The sequence below is a fragment of the Ensifer sp. ENS08 genome (assembly GCF_014852195.1).
Lineage (GTDB): Bacteria > Pseudomonadota > Alphaproteobacteria > Rhizobiales > Rhizobiaceae > Ensifer > Ensifer adhaerens.
Genome location: NZ_JACVBF010000006.1, coordinates 123,685 through 147,669, shown reverse-complemented (window position 1 = coordinate 147,669; position 23,985 = coordinate 123,685). Strand labels below are relative to the sequence as shown.

The 23,985-nt window shown below is 63.0% G+C and carries 27 protein-coding genes; 8 read left to right on the top strand and 19 right to left on the bottom strand.

The genetic code is table 11. The annotated features are described in order from the left end of the window. Window positions 1-42: 42 nt before the first annotated feature. The 6 genes from IB272_RS16020 to IB272_RS15995 are packed head-to-tail and all read right to left on the bottom strand — an operon-like array spanning window position 43 to window position 6,414. A complete protein-coding gene (locus tag IB272_RS16020) occupies window positions 43-810 on the bottom strand; it encodes an ABC transporter ATP-binding protein (protein ID WP_060582433.1) in 768 nt (255 codons plus the stop codon). Further along, a complete protein-coding gene (locus IB272_RS16015; protein WP_060582432.1) occupies window positions 807-1,640 on the bottom strand; it encodes an ABC transporter ATP-binding protein in 834 nt (277 codons plus the stop codon). The genes IB272_RS16020 and IB272_RS16015 overlap by 4 nt, the downstream gene beginning before the upstream one ends. After that, on the bottom strand, window positions 1,637-2,569 hold the full coding sequence (locus tag IB272_RS16010; protein WP_034793984.1) for an ABC transporter permease: 933 nt from the start codon (window positions 2,567-2,569) through the stop codon (window positions 1,637-1,639). Before IB272_RS16010 ends, IB272_RS16015 begins: the two co-directional genes overlap by 4 nt. Next, complete coding sequence (locus IB272_RS16005) at window positions 2,566-3,627, bottom strand: ABC transporter permease (protein ID WP_034793987.1); 1,062 nt, start codon at window positions 3,625-3,627, stop codon at window positions 2,566-2,568. Before IB272_RS16005 ends, IB272_RS16010 begins: the two co-directional genes overlap by 4 nt. A 42-nt stretch (window positions 3,628-3,669) precedes the next feature. Beyond that, window positions 3,670-5,310 carry an ABC transporter substrate-binding protein gene (locus tag IB272_RS16000; protein WP_034793990.1) on the bottom strand — a complete coding sequence of 547 codons (1,641 nt, stop codon included), beginning with the start codon at window positions 5,308-5,310 and terminating at the stop codon, window positions 3,670-3,672. Window positions 5,311-5,358: 48 nt separating this feature from the next. Beyond that, window positions 5,359-6,414: a dipeptidase gene (locus IB272_RS15995; RefSeq protein WP_034794001.1), complete on the bottom strand. Its 1,056-nt coding sequence runs from the start codon at window positions 6,412-6,414 to the stop codon at window positions 5,359-5,361. Between the two features lie 345 nt (window positions 6,415-6,759). Between IB272_RS15995 and IB272_RS15990 the strand changes: the two genes are divergently transcribed. Continuing rightward, window positions 6,760-8,034 carry an alpha/beta hydrolase gene (locus IB272_RS15990; protein ID WP_234798763.1) on the top strand — a complete coding sequence of 425 codons (1,275 nt, stop codon included), beginning with the start codon at window positions 6,760-6,762 and terminating at the stop codon, window positions 8,032-8,034. On the opposite strand, the gene IB272_RS15985 is transcribed toward IB272_RS15990, so the two are convergent. The 6 genes from IB272_RS15985 to IB272_RS15960 form a co-directional block, all read right to left on the bottom strand. Next, window positions 8,031-9,074 carry a Gfo/Idh/MocA family oxidoreductase gene (locus IB272_RS15985; RefSeq protein WP_060582457.1) on the bottom strand — a complete coding sequence of 348 codons (1,044 nt, stop codon included), beginning with the start codon at window positions 9,072-9,074 and terminating at the stop codon, window positions 8,031-8,033. The two genes, IB272_RS15990 and IB272_RS15985, sit on opposite strands and share 4 nt — an antisense overlap. Before the next feature lie 5 nt (window positions 9,075-9,079). Then, window positions 9,080-9,865: a ThuA domain-containing protein gene (locus IB272_RS15980; RefSeq protein ID WP_060582431.1), complete on the bottom strand. Its 786-nt coding sequence runs from the start codon at window positions 9,863-9,865 to the stop codon at window positions 9,080-9,082. 114 nt (window positions 9,866-9,979) lie between these two features. Next, on the bottom strand, window positions 9,980-11,008 hold the full coding sequence (locus IB272_RS15975) for an ABC transporter ATP-binding protein (RefSeq protein WP_060582430.1): 1,029 nt from the start codon (window positions 11,006-11,008) through the stop codon (window positions 9,980-9,982). Window positions 11,009-11,019: 11 nt separating this feature from the next. After that, window positions 11,020-11,850, bottom strand: a complete 831-nt coding sequence (locus tag IB272_RS15970) for a carbohydrate ABC transporter permease (protein WP_060582429.1) — start codon at window positions 11,848-11,850, stop codon at window positions 11,020-11,022. Then, entirely contained in the window at window positions 11,850-12,833 is a 984-nt protein-coding gene (locus tag IB272_RS15965) for a sugar ABC transporter permease (protein ID WP_034794007.1), read from the bottom strand. Before IB272_RS15965 ends, IB272_RS15970 begins: the two co-directional genes overlap by 1 nt. Window positions 12,834-12,949: 116 nt before the next feature. Continuing rightward, window positions 12,950-14,212, bottom strand: a complete 1,263-nt coding sequence (locus IB272_RS15960) for an ABC transporter substrate-binding protein (RefSeq protein WP_060582428.1) — start codon at window positions 14,210-14,212, stop codon at window positions 12,950-12,952. Window positions 14,213-14,576: 364 nt separating this feature from the next. Between IB272_RS15960 and IB272_RS15955 the strand changes: the two genes are divergently transcribed. Next, the gene (locus tag IB272_RS15955; protein WP_034794009.1) at window positions 14,577-15,596 is read left to right on the top strand and encodes a substrate-binding domain-containing protein; all 1,020 of its coding nucleotides are present in this window, start codon (window positions 14,577-14,579) and stop codon (window positions 15,594-15,596) included. Between the two features lie 21 nt (window positions 15,597-15,617). Here IB272_RS15955 and IB272_RS15950 read toward each other — a convergent pair whose 3' ends face one another. Both IB272_RS15950 and IB272_RS15945 read right to left on the bottom strand, forming a co-directional pair. Then, a complete protein-coding gene (locus IB272_RS15950; RefSeq protein WP_034794243.1) occupies window positions 15,618-15,959 on the bottom strand; it encodes an SMR family transporter in 342 nt (113 codons plus the stop codon). Window positions 15,960-16,079: 120 nt separating this feature from the next. Further along, window positions 16,080-16,640, bottom strand: a complete 561-nt coding sequence (locus IB272_RS15945) for a TetR/AcrR family transcriptional regulator (RefSeq protein WP_060582427.1) — start codon at window positions 16,638-16,640, stop codon at window positions 16,080-16,082. 141 nt (window positions 16,641-16,781) lie between these two features. Between IB272_RS15945 and IB272_RS15940 the strand changes: the two genes are divergently transcribed. Together IB272_RS15940 and IB272_RS15935 are read left to right on the top strand one after the other, a co-directional pair. After that, window positions 16,782-17,174: a group II truncated hemoglobin gene (locus IB272_RS15940; protein ID WP_034794012.1), complete on the top strand. Its 393-nt coding sequence runs from the start codon at window positions 16,782-16,784 to the stop codon at window positions 17,172-17,174. 2 nt (window positions 17,175-17,176) lie between these two features. Then, a complete protein-coding gene (locus IB272_RS15935) occupies window positions 17,177-17,545 on the top strand; it encodes a DUF423 domain-containing protein (protein ID WP_060582456.1) in 369 nt (122 codons plus the stop codon). An 89-nt stretch (window positions 17,546-17,634) separates the two neighbouring features. Here the strand turns inward: IB272_RS15935 and IB272_RS15930 are convergent, their stop codons facing one another. From IB272_RS15930 to IB272_RS15910, 5 genes are all read right to left on the bottom strand, one after another. Next, a complete protein-coding gene (locus IB272_RS15930) occupies window positions 17,635-17,949 on the bottom strand; it encodes an antibiotic biosynthesis monooxygenase (protein ID WP_034794014.1) in 315 nt (104 codons plus the stop codon). Window positions 17,950-18,106: 157 nt separating this feature from the next. Continuing rightward, window positions 18,107-18,376 carry a hypothetical protein gene (locus tag IB272_RS15925; RefSeq protein ID WP_034794016.1) on the bottom strand — a complete coding sequence of 90 codons (270 nt, stop codon included), beginning with the start codon at window positions 18,374-18,376 and terminating at the stop codon, window positions 18,107-18,109. A gap of 29 nt (window positions 18,377-18,405) precedes the next feature. Next, window positions 18,406-18,819, bottom strand: a complete 414-nt coding sequence (locus IB272_RS15920) for a DUF2325 domain-containing protein (RefSeq protein WP_034794019.1) — start codon at window positions 18,817-18,819, stop codon at window positions 18,406-18,408. A 202-nt stretch (window positions 18,820-19,021) separates the two neighbouring features. Further along, on the bottom strand, window positions 19,022-19,927 hold the full coding sequence (locus IB272_RS15915) for an energy transducer TonB (RefSeq protein WP_034794022.1): 906 nt from the start codon (window positions 19,925-19,927) through the stop codon (window positions 19,022-19,024). A 78-nt stretch (window positions 19,928-20,005) separates the two neighbouring features. Next, window positions 20,006-20,443 (bottom strand): hypothetical protein, encoded by a 438-nt coding sequence (locus tag IB272_RS15910; RefSeq protein ID WP_034794025.1) that lies wholly within the window; start codon window positions 20,441-20,443, stop codon window positions 20,006-20,008. A 209-nt stretch (window positions 20,444-20,652) separates the two neighbouring features. On the opposite strand from IB272_RS15910, the gene hemP reads away from it, so the two are divergent. Genes hemP through IB272_RS15890 form a run of 4 tightly spaced genes read left to right on the top strand, consistent with a single transcriptional unit; the run spans window position 20,653 to window position 23,982 of the window. Then, the gene (hemP, locus tag IB272_RS15905) at window positions 20,653-20,832 is read left to right on the top strand and encodes a hemin uptake protein HemP (RefSeq protein WP_268089706.1); all 180 of its coding nucleotides are present in this window, start codon (window positions 20,653-20,655) and stop codon (window positions 20,830-20,832) included. A 10-nt stretch (window positions 20,833-20,842) separates the two neighbouring features. Next, the gene (locus IB272_RS15900; RefSeq protein WP_060582455.1) at window positions 20,843-21,904 is read left to right on the top strand and encodes a ChuX/HutX family heme-like substrate-binding protein; all 1,062 of its coding nucleotides are present in this window, start codon (window positions 20,843-20,845) and stop codon (window positions 21,902-21,904) included. A 22-nt stretch (window positions 21,905-21,926) separates the two neighbouring features. After that, on the top strand, window positions 21,927-22,877 hold the full coding sequence (locus IB272_RS15895) for a hemin ABC transporter substrate-binding protein (protein ID WP_192444561.1): 951 nt from the start codon (window positions 21,927-21,929) through the stop codon (window positions 22,875-22,877). Further along, window positions 22,864-23,982 carry an iron ABC transporter permease gene (locus IB272_RS15890; protein WP_060582424.1) on the top strand — a complete coding sequence of 373 codons (1,119 nt, stop codon included), beginning with the start codon at window positions 22,864-22,866 and terminating at the stop codon, window positions 23,980-23,982. The genes IB272_RS15895 and IB272_RS15890 overlap by 14 nt, the downstream gene beginning before the upstream one ends. Window positions 23,983-23,985: the final 3 nt, after the last annotated feature.

Sequence of the window (23,985 nt, the reverse complement as noted above, 5' to 3'; positions counted from 1 at the left end):
AGCGATACAAGCGGGACGATGGCCCCGCTTGTATCGGTACCGTCACGCAGTCACGGCAGCGTCCTTGCGCTGAAAGCCCTTGCTCGCGACCATAAGGCTGCGCGTGTAATCTTCACCGATACGCCCGGCGACGAGGTCCGCCGAGGACAGGCGTTCGACGACACGTCCACCCTGCATCACCGCCAACCGATCGCACATATGGGTAACGACACCGAGATCGTGGCTGACCATGATGAAGGTCAGCTTATGGTCGCGCCGGACCTGTTCCAGGAGGTTCAAGACTTCCGCCTGGACCGAGGCGTCGAGCGCCGAAGTCGGCTCGTCGAGCAGCAGGATCGATGGTTCGAGGATCAGCGCCCGGGCGATTGCAACGCGCTGGCGCTGACCGCCCGACAGCTGGTGCGGATAACGGAAGCGGAAACCCGACCCGAGGCCGACCTCGTCAAGCGCCTTCAGGATGCGCCGCTCGCCGTCGGCCACGCCGTGGATCGCCAGCGGCTCCAGCAATTGCCGGTCGATCGTCTGGCGTGGGTGCAGCGAGCCATAGGGATCTTGAAACACCATCTGCACGGCGCGGTAGAAGGCCTTGTCGCGCTTTGCCCCCTGCAGAACACGATCATGCACGCGAATGGTGCCGCCGGTGACGGGCGCGAGACCGGCGATCGCCCGAAGCAAGGTCGACTTGCCCGATCCGGACTCGCCGACGAGCCCGAAGGATTCGCCCGGCGCAATCTCGACGCTGACGTCGTTCAGCGCCTTGAACTCGTCATAGGTGACGGAAAGGTTCGAAACGGAAACGGTTGAGGTCATTGGGCCCACTCCGGCTTGCGGTCGAGAACCGGCAGAGGATGACGATCGGATCCGATCGCCGGCATGCAGTTCAGCAAACCTTGGGTATAGGGATGCTTGGCATTGGCAAGCTCGGACGCCGCCAGTTCCTCGACAATCCGGCCGGCATACATGACGATCACGCGGTCACAGAAGGACGAGACCAGCCGCAGATCGTGCGATACGAAGATCAGACCCATGCCTCGATCGGCGACGAGCTTGTCGAGGATGCCAAGCACTTCGAGCTGTACCGTCACGTCGAGCGCCGAGGTCGGCTCGTCGGCGATCAAGAGTTCCGGCCCGGCAACCAGCATCATCGCGATCATCGCGCGCTGCCCCATGCCGCCCGAAACCTCGTGCGGGTAGAGATCGTAAACGCGCTTCGGATCACGGATCTGCACCGCGGCCAGCATGTCGAGCGCCCTCTCCCGGGCCTCGCCGCGGCTGACATTTTCGTGCTGCCGTAGCGTCTCGACGATCTGCCGGCCGATGCTCATCACCGGGTTCAACGAGTACTTGGGGTCCTGCAGGATCATCGCGATCCGCTTGCCCCTGAGATCCCGGCGGACCTTCGGCGATGCGGAGAGCAGGTCGATGCCGTCAAAGTTCAACTGCTTTGCCGTCACCTGCGCATGACCAGGCGTCAGCCCCATGATCGCCCGGCCGGTCTGCGACTTGCCGGAGCCGCTTTCGCCGACGATGCCGAGGCGCTCGCGGCCGAGCGTGAAGGAGACGCCGCGCACGGCCTCGACGAGGCCGGTGCGGGTCGGGAACGAGACCTTGAGGTCTTCAACGGTCAGAAGCGCACTCATTGGCCGCTCTCCCGCGGATCGAGCGCGTCGCGCAGACCGTCGCCGAGCAGGTTGAAACCGAGGCTGACGATCAGGATCGCGATGCCGGGCATCGTTGCCACCCACCACTGGTCGAGGATGAAACGGCGACCGGAAGCGATCATGGCGCCCCATTCCGGCAGCGGCGGCTGCGCGCCGAGGCCGAGGAAGCCGAGGCCCGCGGCCGTCAGAATGATGCCGGCCATGTCGAGCGTGACACGCACGATCAACGACGACATGCACATCGGCATCACATGGCGGAAGACGATACGGATCGGCGATGCGCCCATGAGCTGCACGGCGGCGATGTAGTCGGAGTTGCGCACCGTCAGCGTCTCGGCGCGGGCGATACGCGCATAGGGCGGCCAGGAGGTGATGGCGATCGCGATGACGGCGTTCTCGATGCCCGGTCCGAGCGCTGCCACGAAGGCGAGCGCCAGAACCAGTTTCGGGAAGGCGAGGAAGATATCGGTGATACGCATCAGCACTGCGTCGACCCAGCCGCCAGCGTAGCCGGCGACAGCGCCGACGATGAGCCCGACAGGTGCTGCGATGATCGCAACGAGAAGCACGACGGCAAGCGTCAGCCGCGAACCATGGATCAGCCGCGAGAGAATATCGCGGCCGAGATCGTCGGTGCCGAGCAGGTAGCCGGGGGTTCCCGGCGGCAGCAGACGGGCGTTGGCAAGATCCCCGATATAGGGCGAATGCGGCGCTAGGAAATCGGCGAAGGCGGCAACGAAGACCAACGCCAGCAGGATGAGCAGGCCGAGAACGGCGAGCTTGTTGGCGGCAAAACGCTGCCACGTCATATAGGCACGGCCAAGCCGGGCCTGGGTGCGCGACTGCGGGCGATCGGACAGCAGCCATTCGCGACGCGTCATCGCGCGGGTTTCGGTAACGGTACTCATCGCTGGCGCGTCCTCGGGTCGAGCGTCCGGTAGAGAAGATCGGACAGGAGATTGATGCCGATGAAGACCGAACCGATGATGATGGTGCCACCAAGCACGGCGTTCATGTCGGCATTCTGCAGCGAGTTGGTGATGTAGAGACCGAGACCTGGCCAGGCGAAGACGGTTTCCGTCAAGACCGAGCCCTCGAGCAGGCCGGCATAGGAGAGCGCAATCACCGTCACGAGCGGCACGGCCGCGTTCCGGAGCGCGTGGCCCCAGATGATCCGGGTCTCGGACAGGCCCTTGGCGCGCGCCGCGACGATGTATTCCTGCTGCAGCTCGTTGAGCATGAAGCTGCGCGTCATGCGGCTGATATAGGCAAGCGAGAAGTAGCCGAGCAGCGAGGCCGGCAGAATGATGTGGCGGAACACATCCCAGAGCACGTCCCACTGCCGCTGCCAGAGCGCGTCGAACAGGTAGAAGCCTGTGATCGGCGTGAACGTGTACTCGAACACGATATCGATACGGCCGGGATAGGCGACCCACTTCAGCCGCGCGTAGAACACCAGCAGCGACAGGAGCGCCAGCCAGAAGATCGGCACGGAATAGCCGACAAGGCCGATGACGCGCACGATCTGGTCGGCAATGCTGCCGCGCTTGACGGCCGCAAGTACGCCGAGCGGAACGCCGAACAGGGCGCCGATGAGCGTGCCGAGCGTCGCGAGCTCCATGGTCGCCGGGAAGACGCGGCGGATGTCGGTCATGACCGGATTGGTCGTCAGCACCGAAACGCCGAAGTCACCGGTCAGCGCCTGGCGGACATAGATGAAGAATTGTTGGTAGAGGGGCAGATTGAGCCCCATCGCCTCGCGCGTCCTTTCGACGACATGCGTCGGCGCCCGGTCGCCGAGAACGGCCAGAACCGGGTCGATCGGGATTACCCGGCCGATGAAAAAGGTGACGGCCAGAAGGCCGAGATAGGTGGTGACGACAACGACAAGAAAGCGCAGCACCGCTGCCACGATCTTACCGGGACGGGCGCGTTTGCGCCCGCCCACTGTCCCTGTTGCGCTCATGCTCAAGGGAACGATCCTTTCGGTTTATTCCTTCGAGACGGCTTATTCTTTGGTGATGCCGGCGACGAAGTTGGTGTCGAAGCTCGGACCGAGCTTCAGGCCCTTGACGTTGCCGCGGTAGCCGGCGACTTCGGTCTGCTGGAAGATGATGACGAACGGGCTTTCGCCCAGCACCGTCTTCTGCAGTTCCTTGTAGGTCTCCGCACGCTTGGCGCTGTCGCGCTCGAGCAGAGCGTCCTTGGTCTTCTTCGTCAGCTCCGGAACGTCCCAGGCATTGCGCCAGGCAAGGGTCTTGTTCTTGCCTTCGTCGGAGTTGTCAGGGTTGCTGGTGAAGGTTTCGGCGTTCGAGTTCGGGTCGAAATAGTCCATGCCCCACTGACCGATATACATGTCGTGGTTACGGGCACGATACTTCGTCAGCGTCTGCTTGCCGTCGCCGGGGATGATTTCGAGCTTCACGCCGGCCTGGCCCAGCGTCTGCTGGAAGGACTCGGCAATGCCGGTGACCGGCTGGCCGTTGCGAACGTCCATGGTGACGGTGAAGCCGTCGGCAAGGCCGGCCTTGGTCAGCAGTTCCTTCGCCTTGGCAACGTCGAGCTTGTAGGGGTTCTCGTCGAGTGCACCCAGAACGCCCTTCGGCAGGAAGCTCTGGTGGATCTCGCCGATGCCCTTGATGAGGGTCGAGCCGATGGCATCGTAGTCGACCAGATACTTGAACGCTTCGCGCACTTCGGGCTTTGCGAGGTTCGCATTCTTCTGGTTGAGGCTGATGTAGTAGACCGTGCCCTTCGGCGCGTTCGTGGTGGCGAGGTCGGCATTCTTCGAAACGGCGTCGAAATCGCCCGGCTCGAGGTTGCGTGCCACGTCGATATCGCCCGCTTCAAGCGCCAGGCGCTGGCCCGAGCTTTCCTTCATGTGGCGATAGATGACGCGAGCAAGCTTTGCCTGTTCGCCATAGTAGTTTTCGTTGCGCTCGAGAACGATGACTTCGTTGGCGCGCCATTCGCGCAGCTTGAATGGGCCCGAGCCGGCATAGCCGGTCTTCAGCCATTCATTGCCGAAGTCGTTGTCATACTTGTACTCGTCCGTCGGCGTGACCGGCTTGACGTTTTCGAGCACGAGCTTCTTGTCGAGCACGGCGCCCACGGTTGCCGTCAGGCAGTTCAAGACGAAGCTCGGCGCATAGGCCTGATCGACGGTGAAGACAAAGGTCTGCGCGTCCGTTGCCTTGGCCTTTTCCGTCACGTTGTCGCCCGTAAGGCCGAACTGGGTGAGGATGAAGGCCGGGCTCTTGTCGAGCTTCACGGCACGCTCGAAGGACCAGGCGACGTCTTCAGCGGTCACCGGATTGCCGGAAGCGAACTTCAGGCCGGGCTTCAGCTTGAACGTATAGGTCAGGCCGTCGTCGGACACGGTCCAGCTGTCGGCGAGGTCGCCGACGACCTTGGTCGTGTCGTTGATGTCGAGGCGCACCAGCATGCTGTAGGTGTTGCCGGTGATTTCGGCCGCGGTCAGCTCGAAAGCTTCGCCCGGATCCATGGTAATCACGTCGTCGATCGCAAAGGCTTCGACCAGCGTGTCCTTCGGCGTTTCCGCAAAGGCCGGTGCGGTTGCAGCCATCACCATGGCCAGCGCCGCAGAAGCCGTCAGAAGACGAAGACGTCCATTGAGCTTGTGCATCATGTTTGCAGTTCCCTCGTTTGCGCCCTTTTGGGCCCCTTCTTCATGGGTTCAGGCGGCCTCGTGCCAAGCCTGTCCCAGAACTCTCCACCAGTTCTCCCGGCATATCTTTGCCAGTTCGGCATCACCATATCCGGCGCTTCTGAGCGCCGCAACGAGCGCCTGACTACCGGCCGCATCAGCAATCTCCTCGGGGATCGTTGCCCCGTCGAAATCCGACCCGAGTGCGACGCAGTCGATGCCCATGCGCTCGATGAGATAGTCGACATGGCGCACCATGTCGGAAAGCGGCGTTGCGGCATTTTCCTGGCCGTCGGCGCGCAGCATCGTCGTCGCGTAATTGAGCCCCACGAGGCCCTTGCTTTCGCGGACGGCGTCGAGCTGCTTGTCGGTCAGGTTGCGCGCGACCGGGGTCAGCGCATGCGCATTCGAATGGCTGGCGACCAGCGGCTGGTCGGTGGTCTTCGCCACGTCCCAGAAGCCCTTCTCGGTGATGTGTGCAAGATCGATCAGAATGCCCAGACGGTTGCAGGTCCGCACGAGCTCGAAGCCGGCGTCCGTCAGTCCGGGTGCGGTGTCCGGAGACATCGGATAGGAGAACGGTACGCCATGACCGAAGACGTTGTGGCGGCTCCAGACCGGCCCGAGCGAACGCAGGCCAGCGGCATAGAACGTTTCGAGCGCGGAAAGATCGGCGCCGATCGCTTCGCAGCCTTCCATGTGGAGGACCGAGGCGAAGACGCCGGCCTCGACCGCCCTACGGATTTCGGCGGTCGACCGGCAGAGCTTCCACGCCCCTGCCCGGTCGAGGCGGACGGCGATATCGGCGAGCTCCATGGCGATCGCCAGCGACGGCAGGTGCTCGAGCGGTGCCGAAAGCGGCGTTTCGTAGTGACCGTTCTCGTTCGGCGGCTGCAGGACGAGATCTCCCGAGGGCACGTAGATTGCCGAGAGGCCACCAACGAGACCGCCCGCCTTGGCGCGCGGCGCATCGATATGGCCCTGGTCGATGCCGTCGACGAATTCGCGTACCGGGTCCTGGCCCTTCCGGGCGTTCTGCCACAGACGCAGAAGCACGTCGTTATGGCCATCGAAAACCGCCTGCATTCCTGAATTTCCTTATCATTTCAGGGAGATCGGACGGGCCGTTCGGGTCGCGTCCAGGGGAAAGTCGAAGCGATGCTAGTGAAAGCCCAAAGCCTTTTCAATGAATATCAGGGGGTTTTACCCAGGCCTGCCTGTAGCGAAATGTTGCATGATTGCCGCATAGCCGCTGGCAAACACGGTGCCGCAGGGCTTCGAACCCCAGCCAAGGGATGAAAACCCAGCGTTTCTCATGCAAGGAGAATGGCTTGGGCCCACGGATCGGGCCGACATGCTGCATGATGCGGCACAGGGAGGTTGGTGGTGCGTTCGTTTTCTCTTGCGGGCTCGGAGAGGCCCTGGGGCCGCATCGCTGCGACGCTTCTCCTGGCGGCCACCCTTGCGGCCTGCGCCGGACGCCCCGTGGGCGTGCTCGTCCCTTCGGGCACGACGGGTGGCGCCTCCAAGGTCGATCTGCTGGTCGCAACCACCCGTGCCCCCTCCACCGAGCCGGGCGTGCTTTTTAGCGGCGAACGCTCAGCCGAGCTTTCGCTGACGGAAATTGCCGTCTCCATTCCGCCGGAAAAGAACCGCAAGGTCGGCCAGGTGCAATGGCCGACGAAGCTTCCCGCCAATCCGGAGCGGGATTTCTCCACCGTCAGCGTCACGCCGCTCAATCAGGGCAACGACGTGCAGAACTGGGTGAAAGGTCATCTGCCGAAAACCCGGCGCGTACTGATCTTCGTTCACGGCTTCAACAACCGCTACGAAGACGCCGTTTATCGTTTCGCCCAGATCGTGCACGACAGCGGCACCGATGTCGCGCCCGTCATCTTCACCTGGCCCTCGCGCGCCAGCATATTCGACTACAATTACGACAAGGAAAGCACCAACTATTCGCGCGACGCGCTGGAGGAACTGCTGCGGCGTGCCTCAAGCAATCCTGCTGTCGGCGAAATCACCGTCATGGCCCATTCCATGGGGTCGTGGGTGACGGTCGAGGCACTGCGCCAGATGGCGATCCGCGACGGACGCATCGCGCCCAAGATCACCGACGTCATCCTGGCGTCGCCCGACCTCGACGTCGACGTCTTCGGCCAGCAGATCCGCGCCATGGGTACGAAGCGCCCGAAGTTCACGCTGTTCGTATCGCGCGACGACCGGGCGCTGACCTTGTCGAGGCGTATCTCCGGCAATGTCGACCGCCTCGGCCAGATCGACCCGACCGCCGAGCCCTATCGCACGCAACTGGAACAGGCCGGCATCAGCGTCATCGATCTGACAGCGCTGAAGGGCGGCGACAAGCTCAACCACGGGAAGTTCGCCGAAAGCCCCGAAGTCGTGCGCCTGCTTGGCAACCGGCTGATCGCCGGCCAGACCGTGACCGATTCCGATGTCGGTCTCGGCGAACGCATCGGCGCCGTCACGCTCGGCGCCACGCAGACGGTCGGCAATGCCGCGAGCCTGGCGGTTTCGACGCCGATCATGATCTTCGATCCCAACACCCGCAGGAACTACGACGGGCAGCTGCGGCGTCTCGGCCAATCGATGGAAAACACCGTCGGCTCGGCAGTGACCCCTTGGACACCGCCGGAAAGCGGGGGAGCCGCGAAAAGCAACACCCCCGACCGTCACTCTCGTTAGACGGGCAGCTCGCGCCGCTCGGCTTCCGTCACCATCGCGAGGTCGAGCACTTTCTGCAGGTTCGCCGCATGGCGGAACCCGGGCTCCTCCGTCTTGCCCTTACGGACGGCGGCCACGAAGCGCTCGTAGTTCGTCGCGACGGTGCCCGCATCGACATCGCGCCAGGTCGCGGTTTCGACGTCCGCCCCGAGGCAGGCGCGTAGCGTCGATCCATCGGGCGTGTGCACCACTTCGAGGGCACCCTTGTCGCCGTGTAGCCTCAGCCGGAGCTCGTTCAGATGCCCGGTCGCCCAGCGGCTGGCATGGACGACGCCCATGGCGCCGTTGCCGAACTCGGCCGTCATGACGAAGCTGTCATTGGCGTCGAGATCATACTCGCCGATGCGGTTATCAGGCGCCTTGTCGAAGGTCTTCAGCCGCGCGAAGACCCGGGCGGCGTCCGTGCCCGCGCCATAGCCGGCAAAGTCGAGAATGTGGATGCCGACATCGCCGAGCACGCCGTTCGAGCCGTGCTTCGTCGAGAGCCGCCACAGCCATTGCGATTCCGTCGCCCAGTCGCCCCAAGCCTTGGAAACGAGCCAGCTCTGCAGATAGGACGCCTCGATGTGACGCAGCTTGCCAACCTCGCCGACAAGCACCATTGCGCGTGCCTTCTGCAGCGGCGCGACGTTGCGGTAGGTGAGGTTGACCATGGTCACAAGGCCGGAACGCTCGGCCGCTTCCGCCATCTCTGCCGCCTTGGCATAATTCTCGGCGAGCGGCTTTTCGCACAGCACATGCTTGCCAGCGGCAATGAGCGCCAGCGTCGTCGGGTGATGCGCCTTGTCGGGCGTCACGTTCGTCGCCGCATCGAACTTGCCCCAGGCGATCGCCTCGTCGAGCGAGGTGAAGGTCGCGGCAATGCCGTGCTTGTCGGCAAAAGCCTTGGCCCGCGCGGGATCGACATCGACAGCGCCGACCATCTCGACGCCTTCGATCTTGGCAAAGGCCTGGGCATGGCTGTTTGCCATGCCGCCGGTTCCTACAATGAGAAGACGCATGATGCTCACCTGTATCCTGCTTCGCCGGCCTGGTGCAGCCTGGGGCCGCGCTCGACGATCGGCTCCAGCGCCTTTTCGACCGGCACGTTTGGTGCGTCGTGGATCGCCGTGTAGCGGTTGTCGGCGTTGTAGGCCCACTTCACCGAATTGCGCAGCACCTTCTGGACATTGGCGTCGTGATAGGTCGGGTAGGTTTCGTGGCCGGGACGGAAATAGAAGATGTTGCCGGCACCGCGGCGCCAGGTCAGCCCCGAGCGGAACACTTCGCCGCCGGCAAACCACGAGATGAAGACGGTTTCGAGCGGCTCCGGCACCGAGAACTGCTCACCGTACATTTCCTCGTTCTCGAGCACGAAGTTCTCCTCGATGCCTTCGGCGATCGGGTGACGCGGATTGATCGCCCAGACGCGCTCACGCTCGCCTGCTTCGCGCCATTTCAGCGCGCAGGGCGTGCCCATCAGCCGCTTGAAGATCTTGGAGAAGTGGCCGGAGTGCAGCGCGATCAGGCCCATGCCCTCCCAGACGCGCTTGGCAACACGCTCGACGATCTCGTCGCTGACGGCGCCGTGGTCCTTGTGGCCCCACCAGAGAAGCACATCGGTGTTGGCAAGGCGCTCGACGCTCAGGCCATGTTCCGGCTCCTGCAGCGTCGCCGTCGTCGCCTCGATCGCAGCTTCCGTATTCAGCGCCGCCGCGATCGTGTTGTGCATCCCGTTTGGATAGATGCTGCGGACGATTTCGTTGGTCTGCTCGTGAATATTCTCGCCCCAAACAACTGTTCTGATAGGCACGGCCGTTCTCCTTGCGTGTTCGCCCGTTACGGGCCTGTCGTCTTACGATAGATGGGGCCGCCAGGAATTGGCGACCCCGAAGCTCTGGGTGTCTTCAGCTTGATCGGGGTCTGGTCAGGCAGCCCCTTTCATGGGTGCGCGGCCGAGAGCCTGCCCCGATGCATCGAAGCGGTGGATGTTGCCGCCGAGCGGCGAGATGTGAATTGTCTCACCCGGCCGGTGATGCGAGGTGCCACCTTCCCGGACGATGACCGGTTCGCCAGCGCCGATATCAAGATAAATGTAGCTGTCGGACCCCAGCATTTCGGAATGCACCACCGTTCCCGACCATTGCCCCCCACTCGCCTTGATCTCCAGATGCTCCGCTCGGATGCCGATCGTATGGGCATCGTAGGGCGCAGCCAGTGCGCCGGACAGAAAGTTCATCTTCGGCGAACCGATAAAGCCGGCGACGAAGACGGAGTTCGGGCTTTCATAGAGTTCGAGCGGCGTGCCGATCTGTTCGACCCGGCCATCCCGTAGCACGCAAATGCGATCGGCCAGTGTCATCGCCTCGACCTGGTCGTGGGTGACATAGATCATCGTCGTCTTGTGCATGCTGCGATGCAGCTTGGCGATCTCGATGCGGGTCGCAACGCGCAGCGCCGCATCGAGATTGGAGAGCGGCTCGTCGAAGAGAAAGACCTTGGGATCGCGCACGATAGCCCGGCCGATCGCCACGCGCTGGCGCTGGCCGCCGGAGAGCTGCCGCGGCAGCCGCTGCAGATAGGGCGTCAGCTGCAGCATCTCGGCTGCCGCCTCGACGCGCTTCTTGCACTGCTCCTTGTCCTTGCCGGCAAGCTGCATGCCGAAGGACATGTTCTCGAATACCGTCATATGCGGGTAAAGCGCATAGGACTGGAACACCATCGCGATGCCGCGCTTCGACGGCGTCAACTGGTTGACCACCTGGCCGTCGAAGGACAGCGTGCCCGATGAGATGTCTTCGAGCCCGGCGATCAGCCGCAGCAGCGTGGACTTGCCGCAGCCGGAGGGCCCGACAAAGACCATGAATTCGCCGGCCCGGATATCCATGCTGACGCCCTTGATCACCTCGAAGGCGCCGAAGGACTTGCGGATGTTGCGCAATTGAAGCTCTGCCATATTTTCTCCCCTTATCCTTTGACGCCACCGGCGGTGAGCCCGGAGATGATCCGCCGCTGAAAGATCAGCACGAGAACAACCAGTGGCACGGTGACGATGATCGATGCGGCCATGATGTTGCCCCACGGAATTTCGTACTGGCTGTTTCCCGAGAGCAGCGCGATCGCGACCGGCACCGTGCGCTGGCTGTCCGATGAGGTGAAGGTCAGCGCGAACAGGAACTCGTTCCAGGCGGCGATGAAGGCGAGCAGCCCCGTCGTCACCAGCGCCGGCCACATCAGCGGCATGAACACGCGGGTGATGATCACCCAGGGTGTGGCGCCATCGACGATCGCCGCTTCCTCGATCTCCACCGGCAGATCGCGCATGAAGGTGGTGAGCACCCAGACCGTGAACGGCAAGGTGAAGATCATGTAGGAAAAGATCAGCGCCAGGGGCGTGTTGAAGATGCCGACCGAGCGGATGAGTTCAAAGAGGCCGGCAAGCACCGCGATCTGCGGAAACATCGACACCGACAGGATCGTCAGAAGCAGGAGCCCGCGACCGCGGAACCGCACTCGCGCCAACGCATAGGCCGCGGTGACGGCCAGGAGCAACGACACGGCAACGACGATCGTTGCGACCAACAGCGAATTGGCGAGATTGCGCAGGAAGCCGCTGCTGGTGACGATGCCCGCGTAGTTGTCGAAGGAGATCTCGGTCGGCCAATAGTCGACCCGGAACAGCGCCGTCCCGGATTTAAAGCTCGTCAGCACCGCATAGTAGAACGGGAAGACGGCCATGACGATGATGGCGGCAACGAGGGCGTAGAACGCCGTGCGCTTGGCAAGGGTGGCAACCATCAGCGCTCTCCTTCGAGATTGACGCGGCCGAACCACATGTAGGCGACGGTGATCGCCGCGATGATCAGGAACAGCATCGTCGAGGCCGCGGCGCCATAGGCGAACTTGTCGAAGTCGAACAGGTTTTCGCGCGCGAGCACCGACATCGTCTTGGTCTTCGCGTTGTTGGGCGTCAGCACATAGATGAGATCGAAGATGCGCAGCGCATCGAGCATGCGGAAGATCACCGCCACCATCAGCGCCGGCCGGATCAAGGGCAACGTCAACCGCCAGAAGACCTTGAGCGGATGCACGCCATCGATCTTGGCCGCCTCATAGATATCCGACGGTACCATCTGCAGGCCGGCCAGCATCAGGAGCGCCATGAACGGCGTCGTCTTCCAGACGTCGACGATCAAAACGGCGACCATCGCGGTCTCCGGATTGGCGGTCCAGGCGACCTTCTGGCTGATGAGGCCGAGGCCGAGCAAAAGATCGTTCAGGATGCCGAACTGGTCGTTGAGCATCCAGGCCCACATCTTGGCGGACACGATCGTCGGGATCGCCCAGGGAATCAGGATTGCGGCGCGCACCAGCCCGCGGCCCGGGAAATTCGCATTCAGGACCAGCGCGACGATCAGGCCGAGCACCGTCTCGATGGTGACGGAAACGGCCGAGAACTTCAGCGTGTTCCAGACGGCGTTCCACCAGGCCGGATCGGCAAGCAGGCCGTTATAGACGGTGCGCCCGCTCTTCAGCGTGATCCAGGAAAGGTAGTTCTTGAAGCCGACGAACTCGGCGCCTTCGAGGTTGGTCAGCGACGCATTGGTGAAGCTGAAATAGACTGTGCGAATGAGCGGCCAGCCGGCGACGAGTGCCAGCACCAGAAGCGTCGGTGCGAGAAAGATCCAGGCGGAGCGGATGCGCTCGGCGTTGAGATCGGAGCGGATCCGGGCCTGCTGCCCAAGGGCGGAAGGCGGGTCTGCGACGGAAATGTCGGTCATGTCTGTACTCACCCTTGCCATTCGGCGCACGGCCGAGCGGTTGATCGGAGAGAAAAGGCGGTGGCTCGGTGGAGCGAAGGGAGGCTTGACAAGCACTCCCCTCGCCCCCGGGAGGATCACCAGTTGTCGCCCTTCATCTCGGTGAGTTCGACTTCGAGCAGTTCGAGATTTTCCGCTGCCGTGCCGTTGCCGGAAAGCGAGTTGTGCACCGCGTTCCAGAACTTGGCGGAAACCTCGTTGTATTTGACCTTGGTGACGGCCGACGGGCGCGGCACCGCGCTTTCGAAGATCGGTTTCCAGGCCGGCATGAACGGCTGGGCCTTGGCGACCTCCGCATCGTCGTAGAGTGCGGCAACCGTCGGCAGGTTCGAAAGCTCGATCGCCCGGCGCTTCTGCACCTCGGCGGACGACAGGAACTTGGCGAGCGCAATCGCCGCCTCCTGGTCGTCGGAATATTTGGAGACGGCGACGTTCCAGCCGCCGAGCGTCGAAGACGGCTGGTCACCATCGGTGGCCGTCGGCAGCGGCGCGACGGCAAACTTGCCCTTCACCGCGCTGTCATCGCCATTGCCGAGCGCATAGGCATAGGGCCAGTTGCGCATGAAGACGGAATTGCCGGTCTGCCAGACCCCGCGCGATTCCTCCTCCTGATAGGCAAGCACGCCCAGCGGCGAGATCGTGCCGACCCATTCCTTGATCCGGTCGATTGCGGCGGCCGCTTTCTCGTTGTTGATCGAGATCGTGCCGTCGGGCTCGACGATCTGGCCCCCGCCCGACGACTTGACCCATTCGAGTGCGTTGCAGGTCAGGCCCTCGTAGGCATTGCCCTGGAAGACATAGCCCCAGAGATCGGCTTGGCCGGCGGCCCGCTCCTTCTCCTGGATTTCCTTGGCGGTCGCAGCCAGCTCGTCCCAGGTCTTCGGCGGCGTCTTGCCGTATTTTTCGAGCAGGTCCTTGCGATAGAACAGCGCCGGTGCATCGGTGAAAACCGGCAAGGCCACGAGGCGACCGTTCACCGTCTGCGAAGCGATGATCGACGGGAAGTGCTGGCCAACAACGTCCTTTGCCGCTTCCGTCAGATCGACGAACTGGTCGGCCAGTTGCGGCGCCCAGACGACATCGGTCTGGTAGACGTCGACATCCTTGTTTCCGGCAGCAAGCCACAGCCGGTACTGGCTGAACTGCTCGCTGCTCGATGGCGGCATGGTGACCAGGCTCACCTTGTGCCCGGTCTGCTTCTCGAAAATGTCCAGCTGTTCGCGAATGAAATGGACGTTCTTCCCGGTCGTGTTGGCGGCGAGCGAAAGCTCGGCGGCGCCAGCCGTCCCGGCTGCAACGATTGCGGCACAAAAACTCAGCACATTGAGCGTGGTTGTCATTGGGTCGACTCCTCCTGTTCCCCCTCCCACCGCACGAAAGCTCCTCGGCAAATTCGAAAGCGGTTTGGATAAGAAAAAGTTGGCAGAAGACGGAAAAACTGTCAATCCACACACTTAGAAAAGTCCATTTGGCGTGGATTATTACAAATAATCGTTATTTTTCAACCAAATATCAATGGGAGAAAAAAATCGACCGCCCCCCACAGAACCCCATAAAATCAAAGGGGAACTGTATTAATTTAAAACGGTTTGGTAAAATCCATACCCGGCCTGTAGAACCTAGCGTCCCCGACAAACCGATTGTTACGGGCAGCGAAGGTGTATATTTCTGGGACCGGGCTAGGCTTGAGGAAACGCATTTCGAATGAAGCTGAGGGAGTTTGCACAACAACTGGGGCTTTCGCCGACGACGGTCAGCCGGGCGCTGAGCGGTTATCCCGAAGTCAGCGAAAAGACGCGCAAGCGCGTGGCCGAAGAGGCAACCCGCCTTGGCTATCGTCCGAACATCAATGCGGTGCGGCTCGCCACCGGTCGGGCCGGAGCGATCGGCGTGGTCATGGGCCGCTCCGGCGAGTTCCATTTTTCCGAATTCATGGGTGGCCTGGCCGAACGGCTCGGCACCGAGGATATCGACATTCTCGTCAGCCCAATGGACGACAAGAACCCCACGGGCGAAATCCAGCTCTATAGCCGGCTCGCCGTCAGCGGCCGCGTCGACGCCGTGATCGTGCACTCGCCCGAACCGAACGACGAGCGCATCGCCCTCCTCCACAAGCTCGGCATGCCCTTCCTCGTGCACGGGCGCTCCGATATCGACGTGCCGCACGCCTGGCTCGACATCGACAACGAAGGCGCGATCCGCCGCGCGACCTCGCATCTCATCGATCTCGGCCATCGCCGCATCGCCATGATCAACGGCCGGCAAGGCCGCACTTTCTCGCTTCACCGCGACAAGGGGTACCGCGACGCGCTGCAGGCGCGCGGCATCGCCTTCGATCCGCGCCTCGTCGCCCATGGCAACTTTACCGACGAACTCGGCTTCCGCTTCGCGCGCTCGTTCCTGGAGCAGACGCCCCGCCCGACCGCCTTCGTTGCCGGCTCGATGATGACAGCGCTCGGCATCTACCGGGCAGCACGGTCCATGGGCCTGGAGATCGGCCGCGAGGTCTCGGTCATCGCCCATGACGACGTTTTCCCTTACCTCACGGCCGACAACATGGTGCCGTCGCTTTCGGCGACACGCTCTTCGATGCGTGCGGCGGGCGCGCGCTCGGCCGACCTCGTGCTGCAGCTTCTCTCAGGCCGGCCGACCGAAGAGGTTCACGAACTCTGGCCGGTGGAACTGATCCTCAGGGAATCGACCGCGCCACCGCAGGGCGCTTGAGGACAGGCGCTGCCGACCGCTTCAGTGGAAGGTCGACTTGGAAAAGAGATTGAGGACCACCACGCCTGCTATGATCAGCCCCAGTCCGAGGATCGCCGCCAGATCGAGCTTCTGCCCGAAGGCGAAGTAACCGACGAGCGAAATGAGCACGATGCCGAGCCCGCTCCACACCGCATAGGCGATGCCGACGGGGATGAAGCGCAGCGTGTAGGACAGGAAGAAGAAGGCGATCGCATAGCAGACCACCATCATCACCGTCGGCCCCAGCCGGGTGAAATGCTGCGCGGCCTGCATCGCCGAGGTGCCGAGCACTTCGAAGACGATGGCTGCAACTAGGACGGTATAGAGCATGGCGGGGTTCATCGGGGTCTCCATTCCGGACCAGAGCAGTTCCAGGAAAAGTGCAAAGCGGTTTTCCGTCCGGAACTGCGTGATTTCAAAGACTTAGATCACTTCAGTGTTTCGATAAAACGATGAAGTGATCTATTGCGCCGAAAGCGCCTTGAGATTTTCAACGAGACCGACCCGCGCCTCGGCATCGAGGTCGTGGCTTTGCATCAGATCCGCAAGCCAGACGCCGTCGCAGGCGAAACGCGCAAGCACGCAGCCGGTCGAACCGTCCGTCTCCGCGAACTCCGCGGATCGCCGGCCGACCCAGTCGCGCCAACGGCTCTTCAGATGCGGCTCGGCAATCAGCGCGATGGTCAGCATGCGCCAGCCCGGCACGTCTGTTGCCGGATCGAGCGCGAAGCAGACATCGATATAGGCGCGGGTGAAGCGGCCCTTCGCCACCGGATCGCGCGCCATCGCCGCCTCGATCTCGCGATCGAACCGTGTCACCAAGTCGTCGAACAGCCCGTCGAGCAGCGCGAGCTTGTTCGGGAAATGGTGCAGCAGCCCGCCCTTGCTGACCCCGGCTGCCTGCGACACGGCATCGAGCGTGATGCCAGCCACGCCCTGCTCGTGCGAAAGGCGTGCGGCAACATCCAGCAATTGCTGGCGCACCTGTTCCGGCTGTTTCTTGCGACGATGGGCTTCGGTCATGCATCCATAAAGATACCGTCTGGACGGTTTGTCAAGAGAAGTGTTGTTTGACCGCGATGAAACACCGCAAATTCGCGTTCTGATAACCGTTGTCCGCCCGGTCGCGGCGCGCTAGGACCGAACGAACGAAGGACGCAGAGCATGGCGGAACCGGAAACCACGACCCTCTACGAAGCCATCGGCGGTGACCCGACGGTCCGCGCCCTGACGCGCCGTTTCTATGAGCTGATGGACACGTTGCCGGAAGCGGCGCGCTGCCGTGCCGTGCATCCGCCCGATCTTTCCGGAAGCGAAGAGAAGTTTTACGAGTACCTGACCGGCTGGCTCGGCGGGCCGCCCATCTATGTCGAAAAGCGCGGCCATCCGATGCTGCGCCGTCGCCATTTCGTCGCCGAGATCGGGCCCGAGGAACGGGACGAGTGGCTGCTTTGCTTTACCCGCGCGCTTGAGGAAACGATCGACCATCCCAAGCTCCGGCAGATCATTCTCGACCCGATCACCCGCCTCGCCCTTCACATGCAGAACAAGGAATGACCATGTCGCACAGCGGATTTCGCGCCACGACGCTATTTGTTGCCGGTTTGATGGGCCTGACCGGCGTCGTCAGCGCGGCCGCCGCTTCGCATGGCGATGACCCGAGGCTGCTTGCCGGCATTTCGGCGATGTGCCTCGCCCACGCCCCGGCATTGGTGGCGCTCTACGCCGCCTGGCCGCACTTTCGAACGGCGGCCGTTGCCGCGCTCCTGATCGCGGTTGGCACGGCGCTGTTTTCGGCCGATCTCGCCATGCGCCATGTTACAGGCCACGGCCTCTTCCCGATGTCCGCTCCGCTCGGCGGCACGACGATTATGGCGGGGTGGCTCGCCGTTTCGCTCGGCGCCTTCCTGCCGAAGAAGACGGCCTGACCCCAAAAACAATTCGCCTCCCGGAGAGGTCCATCCGGGAGGCGAATAACACGCAAAATCAGGATCATATGTCCGCGCCGGCGCGCGGATCAGGCGCCTTCAACGGCCGAAAAACCCTCGAACTTCGGCGGACCGAGATACATCGCCCTGTTCTCGCCGGCGTTCTTGTGGGCCGCGCGAAAATTCTCCGACTTGGTCCAGGCTGAAAACGAATCCTTGTCCTTCCAGACCGAGTTCGAGACGAAGAGCGTGTAGCCCTCCTCCGGCACGCTGTCGCCGCGCAGCAGGTGGAAGGAAACGAAGCCGGGCATCTCCGACAGGCTGGAATCGCGCCCCTTCCACACCGCTTCGAAAGCCTCTTCGTGGCCGATGGCGATACGAAAACGGTTCATGGCAACAAACATCTTGGTCTCCTAGGTCCTTTCACCGATACGGCAAAACGATCCAACTCTTTGAATGGACGCAACCCCGCACGGAAAACCGCTTCGCACTTTTCCTGGAATTGCTTCCTAGCTTACGCATTTCCGGACGGAAAACCGCTTCGCACTTTTCCTGGAATTGCTAGGCACTTTCCTTCTTGAGGGCGGCATCGCTTGTGGCCCGTGGAAAGGCGAGGATAGTTCCTTCCTTCGGCTCCGCAAGCCCGAACGGGTCCCGCACCGGCGGGCGCGCCTGCCAGGTGGGGAACTCGGCGACATTGGTATTCTCTTCCACCATGCGCGCCCGTCGCGTCAGGATCTCGTAGAGCTCGGGCACCAGGCCGTCGCCCTGCTGGGCCGCCAGCTTGTGCAAGCCGATCATCATGGCGAGGTCGGGACGTTCTTCGTTCATTGCAAATTCTCGTCTTGTCTTTCAGAGGATTACCGCTCGTTGCGGCTGGTGGTCAGGTCCTGGAGCGCGCGTTCCAGGCTCGACTTCGAGCCGTTGCGCAGCGGCACGAAGGCCTTGCCCCACTTCTTGCAGCCGGTCTTCACGCGAAGACATGCGTCATGGCTGATGCAGTCGATCGGGCAGAAGACGCAGTCGACAGACGGCAGCACGCGGTCGATACGCGAAACGGCCTCACGCAGGCCACCGTCGTGGTGCAGCAACTCGGCGCCGAAGGAGCTGGCGATTTCGCGCAAGTGCGCCACCTGGCAATCACGGCCACCGACATACAGGAAGCTGCGCCCTTCGAGCGTCGCCTTGCCGGCCTCCTGGCGGGCCTCGACCGGTTCCGAACCCGAGCGACCCTTGCCGTTCTTCGCCGCATTCTGGTGACGCTTGCCGCGCATGCAATCTTCTCCGTCTGGTCGCGCAACAAGGGCCTTCGTCAGGCAGCCGGTCGCATCGGGATATCCTCTCGACACACACCCTTCGGCTGCGTGACGAGGGCAACCTATTAAACTTGATAAACAGAGTAAAGTATAAACATGAGTTTTCTAATCATATTTTTTCTTGCAGCTTCTGCGCGAATCCCACGGCAAGGGGAAAAGGTCAGCGGACGGTCGCAACCATCGGCACGATGAAGGATTCGGAGCTTGGCGCTCCGGCCGGAAACGCCGGGAATGGCGCAGCGCGGCGAACCGCATCAATGGCGGCCTCGTCGATCGCCGGCGAGCCGGAACTGCCCGCGAGGCTGACACGCGTCAGGTTTCCATTCGACGTCAAGGTGAAACGAACGGTCGCCGTGCCGGATACGCCGTCGCGTCTTGCAGCCGACGGAACCTTGAACCGGCGTGTGATCCGCTTGCGGATCTTGCCGCCATAATTCTCCATGTTGGCGTTGCCGACCTCGGACGCGCGGCTGTTGCCATTCGCAGCGGACGAACTGCCATTCTCCTGGCCGTCCTGCTTGCCCTTGACCTGATTTTGCGCCTGCTCGCCCTGATCGCCCGCCTTCTTGCGGGTGACCTTCTTCTTTTTCACCGGCTCCTTCTTCGGCTCCGGCTTTTCGACCTTTTCCTTCTTCGGCTCCTCGGGCTTTTCTTCCGGCACGACAGTCTCGACCGGCGCGACGCTCGCCGTCACCACAGCCTCGGCGACTTGCAGGGTAGGCATTTCCTCCGCCGGCAGGATCACGTCTGCCTCCGTCGCCGTCAGGTCGTGGGGTTGCTCTGCAGCAATCTCCTGCGTGGGGGCAACATCCTCGACCGGCTGGATCTCGGCGGGCTGAACCTCCTCGGGCAGATCTTCCGTGGGCTCGACGATTTCGGACACTTCACCGGACTGAAGCGTTTCCTCGAATGCATCGCCGAGAAGCGCCACTTCGACGCTTTCGCCACCCTGGATCAGATCCAGTTGCGTCTCGGGCGGGCTGCTACCAAACAGCGTCGCGAGCACGACGCCGTGGGTTGCAAGCGATAAGACGGCGGCCCCGCTCCAGATGACGATACGCTTCATTTCAGCCTTACCTTCGTCGCACCAGGGCGACGCAAACCTCATGCTCGGATTGCCGGACGCGCTAAGCCCCAGTCCCGCTCACCCCTTGAGTTCGACCGCCGACTTAGAGCCGGTCTTGATCCCGCTCATGCAGGCGCCCGGCTGAACCCCGTCGCCGACACAGGCCGGCGCGTCGTTGATCAGCAGGCTCTTCACCGCATCGCAGTTGGTGCCGGGCAGATCGAACTGGCGAACCTTGGTCTTGCCGGCGGGAAGGTCGCGGAAATCGAGCACGGCCATGCGTTCGACCAGCCCCTTCTGGTCGAAAATGACGAACTCGAAGGAAACCTTGCTCAACGACTGCGCGAATTCGTTGCCGGCAACGAAGGTGAGCTTGCAGCCCTTCTGGGACGGAGCCACCTCGTTGAGCTCGATCGTCAGCCCCCCAGCCGCTGCGGTCTCCTGCGCCTTGGCAGCGGTTGCGGCAACGAGAGCCGCAAGAGCAACGGAAACAATCGGAAGGCTGGGAAACTTCATGACGACACCACTCCAAAGGATCGAGCACACCACCGAACGCCGGCCGCACGCCCTTGTCCACAAGCCGGCAGCAACTAACTTGAGTTTGTAAGTCCGGTATTGCGTCCATAAATAAATATGAGTAATGAAGTCAAGATAGTAATCGAATTGCACGGCGGGAAATGCGGGAAAATCAGCGCGGCCTGCCCACTCGAAACGGCCGAAACACAGTGACCAACGACAACAATCTCGCACGCCCCTCGGAGCCTCCGGTGCTGACCGGACGGGCGCAACGGATCATCGAAAGTCGCGAGCTCTTCGGCACCGAAAACGAGATTCTCATTTCCCACGACGGCGCGATCTACCGCATGAAGATCACCCGCCAAGGCAAGCTGATCCTGAACAAATAGGCAGATGAAAATGACCGAGAGCCTTCGCCCCACTCCCGTTGAAATCCGCGCCTACCGCGCCGAAAACCCGAAGTTGCGCGAGCGTGATATCGCAGCCCAGCTCGGCGTTTCCGAAGCCGCGCTGGTCGCTGCCGAATGTGGGCTGACCGCCGTGCGCATCGATGCCGACGCCAACCGCTTCCTGTCGCGGGTCGAAGAGCTCGGTGAAGTCATGGCGCTGACCCGCAACGAAAGCGCCGTCCACGAAAAGATCGGCGTCTACGAGAAGATCACCACCGGCGAGATGGCGAGCATCGTACTTGGCGAACAGATCGACCTTCGTGTTTTCCCGAGCGCCTGGGCACACGCCTTCGCCGTGACGAAGACGGACGACAAGGGCGAAGTCCGCAAGAGCCTGCAGTTCTTCGACAAGTGGGGCAACGCCGTGCACAAGGTACATCTGCGCGCCGCATCGAACGACGCAGCCTACGAAAAGCTCGTCGCGGATTTCCGCCTCGACGATCAGACGCAAGAGTTTGTAGCCGACACCAGCGTTCAGCCGACCGACGACAAGCCGGAAACCGTCGTGGACGTCGTCGAGCTGCGTGAGCGCTGGACGAAGATGACGGACACCCATCAGTTCCACGGCATGTTGCGCAAGCTGAAGATCGGCCGCCGCCAGGCGCTGAGCAACATCGGCGACGATTTCGCCTGGCAGCTCGACCCGCAGAGCGTCGAAGCGATGATGCAGGCAAGCGCCGAAGTCGGACTGCCGATCATGTGCTTCGTCGGCAACCGCGGCATGATTCAGATCCATTCCGGCCCGATCGCCAAGATCGCCACGATGGGCCCCTGGCTCAACATCATGGATCCGACCTTCCACCTGCATCTGCGCACCGACCACATCGCCGAGCTCTGGGCCGTGCGCAAGCCGACAGCTGATGGCCATGTCACCTCGATCGAGGCGCTCGACGCCAAGGGCGAAATGATCATCCAGTTCTTCGGCAAGCGCAAAGAGGGCCTTGTGGAACGTCCCGAATGGCGCTCGATCGCCGAAGGCCTGCCGCGCCTCGACACGACGGTTGCCGCCTGAGCGAGAGAATAGGATACGCAAGATGATCAACGGTCTCGACTTCCGTCGCCTTCGCCGCTCGGGGCTGGCGCTCGGCGCCTTCGCCCTTTCGGCGACCTTCCTGCTGCCGGCAGTGGCACCCGATGCCCCCGCCTTCATCCGGACGGCCATGGCCGAGGACACGCAGAAGGCCGACGTCTCGCGCGTCGTTTCGGTCGGCGGCGCCGTCACCGAGATCATCTATGCGCTCGGCGAAGAAGGCCGTCTCGTCGGGCGTGATTCCACCAGCACCTATCCGGAAGCAGCAAAGACGCTTCCGGATGTCGGTTATATGCGCCAGCTCGCGCCCGAAGGCATCATTGCGGTCAATCCGAGCGCCATCGTCGCAGTCGAAGGCAGCGGCCCGCCGGAGGCACTGGCGGTGCTGAAGGAGGCCAACATCGCCTTCACCAGCGTGCCCGAGACCTTCGACAAGGCCGGCATTCCCACCAAGATCCGCGCCGTTGGCGCTTTTCTCGGCGTCGAGGACAAGGCCGAAACGCTCGCCAAGAGCGTCGAAGCCGATCTCGATGCAGCCGTGGCGGAGGGTGCCGCGCGCGCCGACAGTGAGCGCAAGCGCGTGCTGTTCATCCTGAGCACCCAGGGCGGCAAGGTCATGGCCTCTGGTCAGGGTACCGCCGCCAACGGCATCATCGAACTCGCCGGCGCGGTGAACGCCGTCGCCACCTTCCCCGGTTACAAGGCACTCACCGACGAAGCGATCGTCGAAGCCAAGCCCGACGTCATCCTGATGATGGATCGCGGTGGCGAACACGCCGCCAAGGCGGAAGAACTCTTCGCCATGCCGGCATTGAGCCTGACCCCTGCTGCCCAGAACAAGGCGCTGGTGCGCATGGACGGCCTGCACCTGCTCGGCTTCGGCCCGCGCACGGCAAGCGCCGTTCGCGAACTGAATGCCGCCATCTACGGGAAGAAGGCCAATGCCTCGCAGTGAGGCATTGGACCGCGGCATGCGCCTGACCGGATTGGCCGCCGACATCCGCAACGAATGGCGTGCGGGCAACCGCTCGCGGCTGGCCCGGCTTCTCGTCGTCGCCCTCGTGGTAATCGCCATCGCCACCTTCGTCGGCTCGATCATGACCGGCGCGGCCGACGCGTCGCTCGCCAATGTCTGGCGCTGGCTGATCGGCGAGGCCGACCAGGCCCTGAGCATCCGCGACCGCATCATCATTCTCGATATCCGGCTCCCTCGCGCCGTGCTCGGCATGCTCGTTGGCGCGTCGCTTGCGGTTTCCGGCGTGGTCATGCAGGGGCTCTTCCGCAATCCCCTGGCCGATCCCGGCCTCGTCGGCGTTTCCTCGGGCGCGAGTCTCGGCGCCGTGCTGCTGATCGTGCTTGGAACCGCCACCTTCGGGCCGCTGTTTGCCCTGTTCGGTTTTTACGCGCTGCCGGTCGCTGCCTTCTTCGGCGGCCTCGTCACGACGCTTTTGCTCTACCGCATTGCCACGCGCGGCGGGCAGACCTCGATCGCCACCCTGCTTCTGGCCGGCATCGCGCTTGGCGCGCTGACCGGCGCCGTCACGGGCGTGCTCGTCTTCATGGCCGACGACAAGCAATTGCGCGACCTCACCTTCTGGGGCCTCGGCTCCCTTGCCGGCGCCAACTGGACGAAGATCCTGGCCTCGGCGCCGATCATTCTGCTTTCGCTCGCCGTCACCCCTTTTCTCGCCCGCGGCCTCAATGCGATCACGCTCGGCGAAGCGGCAGCCTTCCACATGGGCATTCCCGTCCAGCGGCTGAAGAACGTCGCGATCGTCAGCGTTGCTGCGGCGACCGGCGCGTCGGTTGCCGTCAGCGGCGGCATCGGCTTCGTCGGCATCGTCGTGCCGCATCTGCTGCGCCTCGTCATCGGTCCCGATCACCGCTACCTGCTGCCGGCCTCGGCCCTGCTCGGCGGCACGCTGTTGATCCTTGCCGACATGATCGCCCGCACCATCGTTTCCCCGGCGGAACTGCCGATCGGCATCGTCACCGCTTTTATCGGCGCACCGTTCTTCCTCTGGATCCTGCTGCGCGGCCGTTCGAACATGGGATTGTGAGCG

What these genes read in the sequence shown, in the direction of transcription:
- IB272_RS16020 (WP_060582433.1), bottom strand. Translation starts at nt 810, where the DNA reads ATGACCTCAACCGTTTCCGTTTCGAACCTTTCCGTCACCTATGACGAG.
- IB272_RS16015 (WP_060582432.1), bottom strand. Translation starts at nt 1,640, where the DNA reads ATGAGTGCGCTTCTGACCGTTGAAGACCTCAAGGTCTCGTTCCCGACC.
- IB272_RS16010 (WP_034793984.1), bottom strand. Translation starts at nt 2,569, where the DNA reads ATGAGTACCGTTACCGAAACCCGCGCGATGACGCGTCGCGAATGGCTG.
- IB272_RS16005 (WP_034793987.1), bottom strand. Translation starts at nt 3,627, where the DNA reads ATGAGCGCAACAGGGACAGTGGGCGGGCGCAAACGCGCCCGTCCCGGT.
- IB272_RS16000 (WP_034793990.1), bottom strand. Translation starts at nt 5,310, where the DNA reads ATGATGCACAAGCTCAATGGACGTCTTCGTCTTCTGACGGCTTCTGCG.
- IB272_RS15995 (WP_034794001.1), bottom strand. Translation starts at nt 6,414, where the DNA reads ATGCAGGCGGTTTTCGATGGCCATAACGACGTGCTTCTGCGTCTGTGG.
- IB272_RS15985 (WP_060582457.1), bottom strand. Translation starts at nt 9,074, where the DNA reads ATGCGTCTTCTCATTGTAGGAACCGGCGGCATGGCAAACAGCCATGCC.
- IB272_RS15975 (WP_060582430.1), bottom strand. Translation starts at nt 11,008, where the DNA reads ATGGCAGAGCTTCAATTGCGCAACATCCGCAAGTCCTTCGGCGCCTTC.
- IB272_RS15970 (WP_060582429.1), bottom strand. Translation starts at nt 11,850, where the DNA reads ATGGTTGCCACCCTTGCCAAGCGCACGGCGTTCTACGCCCTCGTTGCC.
- IB272_RS15965 (WP_034794007.1), bottom strand. Translation starts at nt 12,833, where the DNA reads ATGACCGACATTTCCGTCGCAGACCCGCCTTCCGCCCTTGGGCAGCAG.
- IB272_RS15960 (WP_060582428.1), bottom strand. Translation starts at nt 14,212, where the DNA reads ATGACAACCACGCTCAATGTGCTGAGTTTTTGTGCCGCAATCGTTGCA.
- IB272_RS15955 (WP_034794009.1), top strand. Translation starts at nt 14,577, where the DNA reads ATGAAGCTGAGGGAGTTTGCACAACAACTGGGGCTTTCGCCGACGACG.
- IB272_RS15950 (WP_034794243.1), bottom strand. Translation starts at nt 15,959, where the DNA reads ATGAACCCCGCCATGCTCTATACCGTCCTAGTTGCAGCCATCGTCTTC.
- IB272_RS15945 (WP_060582427.1), bottom strand. Translation starts at nt 16,640, where the DNA reads ATGACCGAAGCCCATCGTCGCAAGAAACAGCCGGAACAGGTGCGCCAG.
- IB272_RS15940 (WP_034794012.1), top strand. Translation starts at nt 16,782, where the DNA reads ATGGCGGAACCGGAAACCACGACCCTCTACGAAGCCATCGGCGGTGAC.
- IB272_RS15935 (WP_060582456.1), top strand. Translation starts at nt 17,177, where the DNA reads ATGTCGCACAGCGGATTTCGCGCCACGACGCTATTTGTTGCCGGTTTG.
- IB272_RS15930 (WP_034794014.1), bottom strand. Translation starts at nt 17,949, where the DNA reads ATGTTTGTTGCCATGAACCGTTTTCGTATCGCCATCGGCCACGAAGAG.
- IB272_RS15925 (WP_034794016.1), bottom strand. Translation starts at nt 18,376, where the DNA reads ATGAACGAAGAACGTCCCGACCTCGCCATGATGATCGGCTTGCACAAG.
- IB272_RS15920 (WP_034794019.1), bottom strand. Translation starts at nt 18,819, where the DNA reads ATGCGCGGCAAGCGTCACCAGAATGCGGCGAAGAACGGCAAGGGTCGC.
- IB272_RS15915 (WP_034794022.1), bottom strand. Translation starts at nt 19,927, where the DNA reads ATGAAGCGTATCGTCATCTGGAGCGGGGCCGCCGTCTTATCGCTTGCA.
- IB272_RS15910 (WP_034794025.1), bottom strand. Translation starts at nt 20,443, where the DNA reads ATGAAGTTTCCCAGCCTTCCGATTGTTTCCGTTGCTCTTGCGGCTCTC.
- IB272_RS15900 (WP_060582455.1), top strand. Translation starts at nt 20,843, where the DNA reads ATGACCGAGAGCCTTCGCCCCACTCCCGTTGAAATCCGCGCCTACCGC.
- IB272_RS15895 (WP_192444561.1), top strand. Translation starts at nt 21,927, where the DNA reads ATGATCAACGGTCTCGACTTCCGTCGCCTTCGCCGCTCGGGGCTGGCG.
- IB272_RS15890 (WP_060582424.1), top strand. Translation starts at nt 22,864, where the DNA reads ATGCCTCGCAGTGAGGCATTGGACCGCGGCATGCGCCTGACCGGATTG.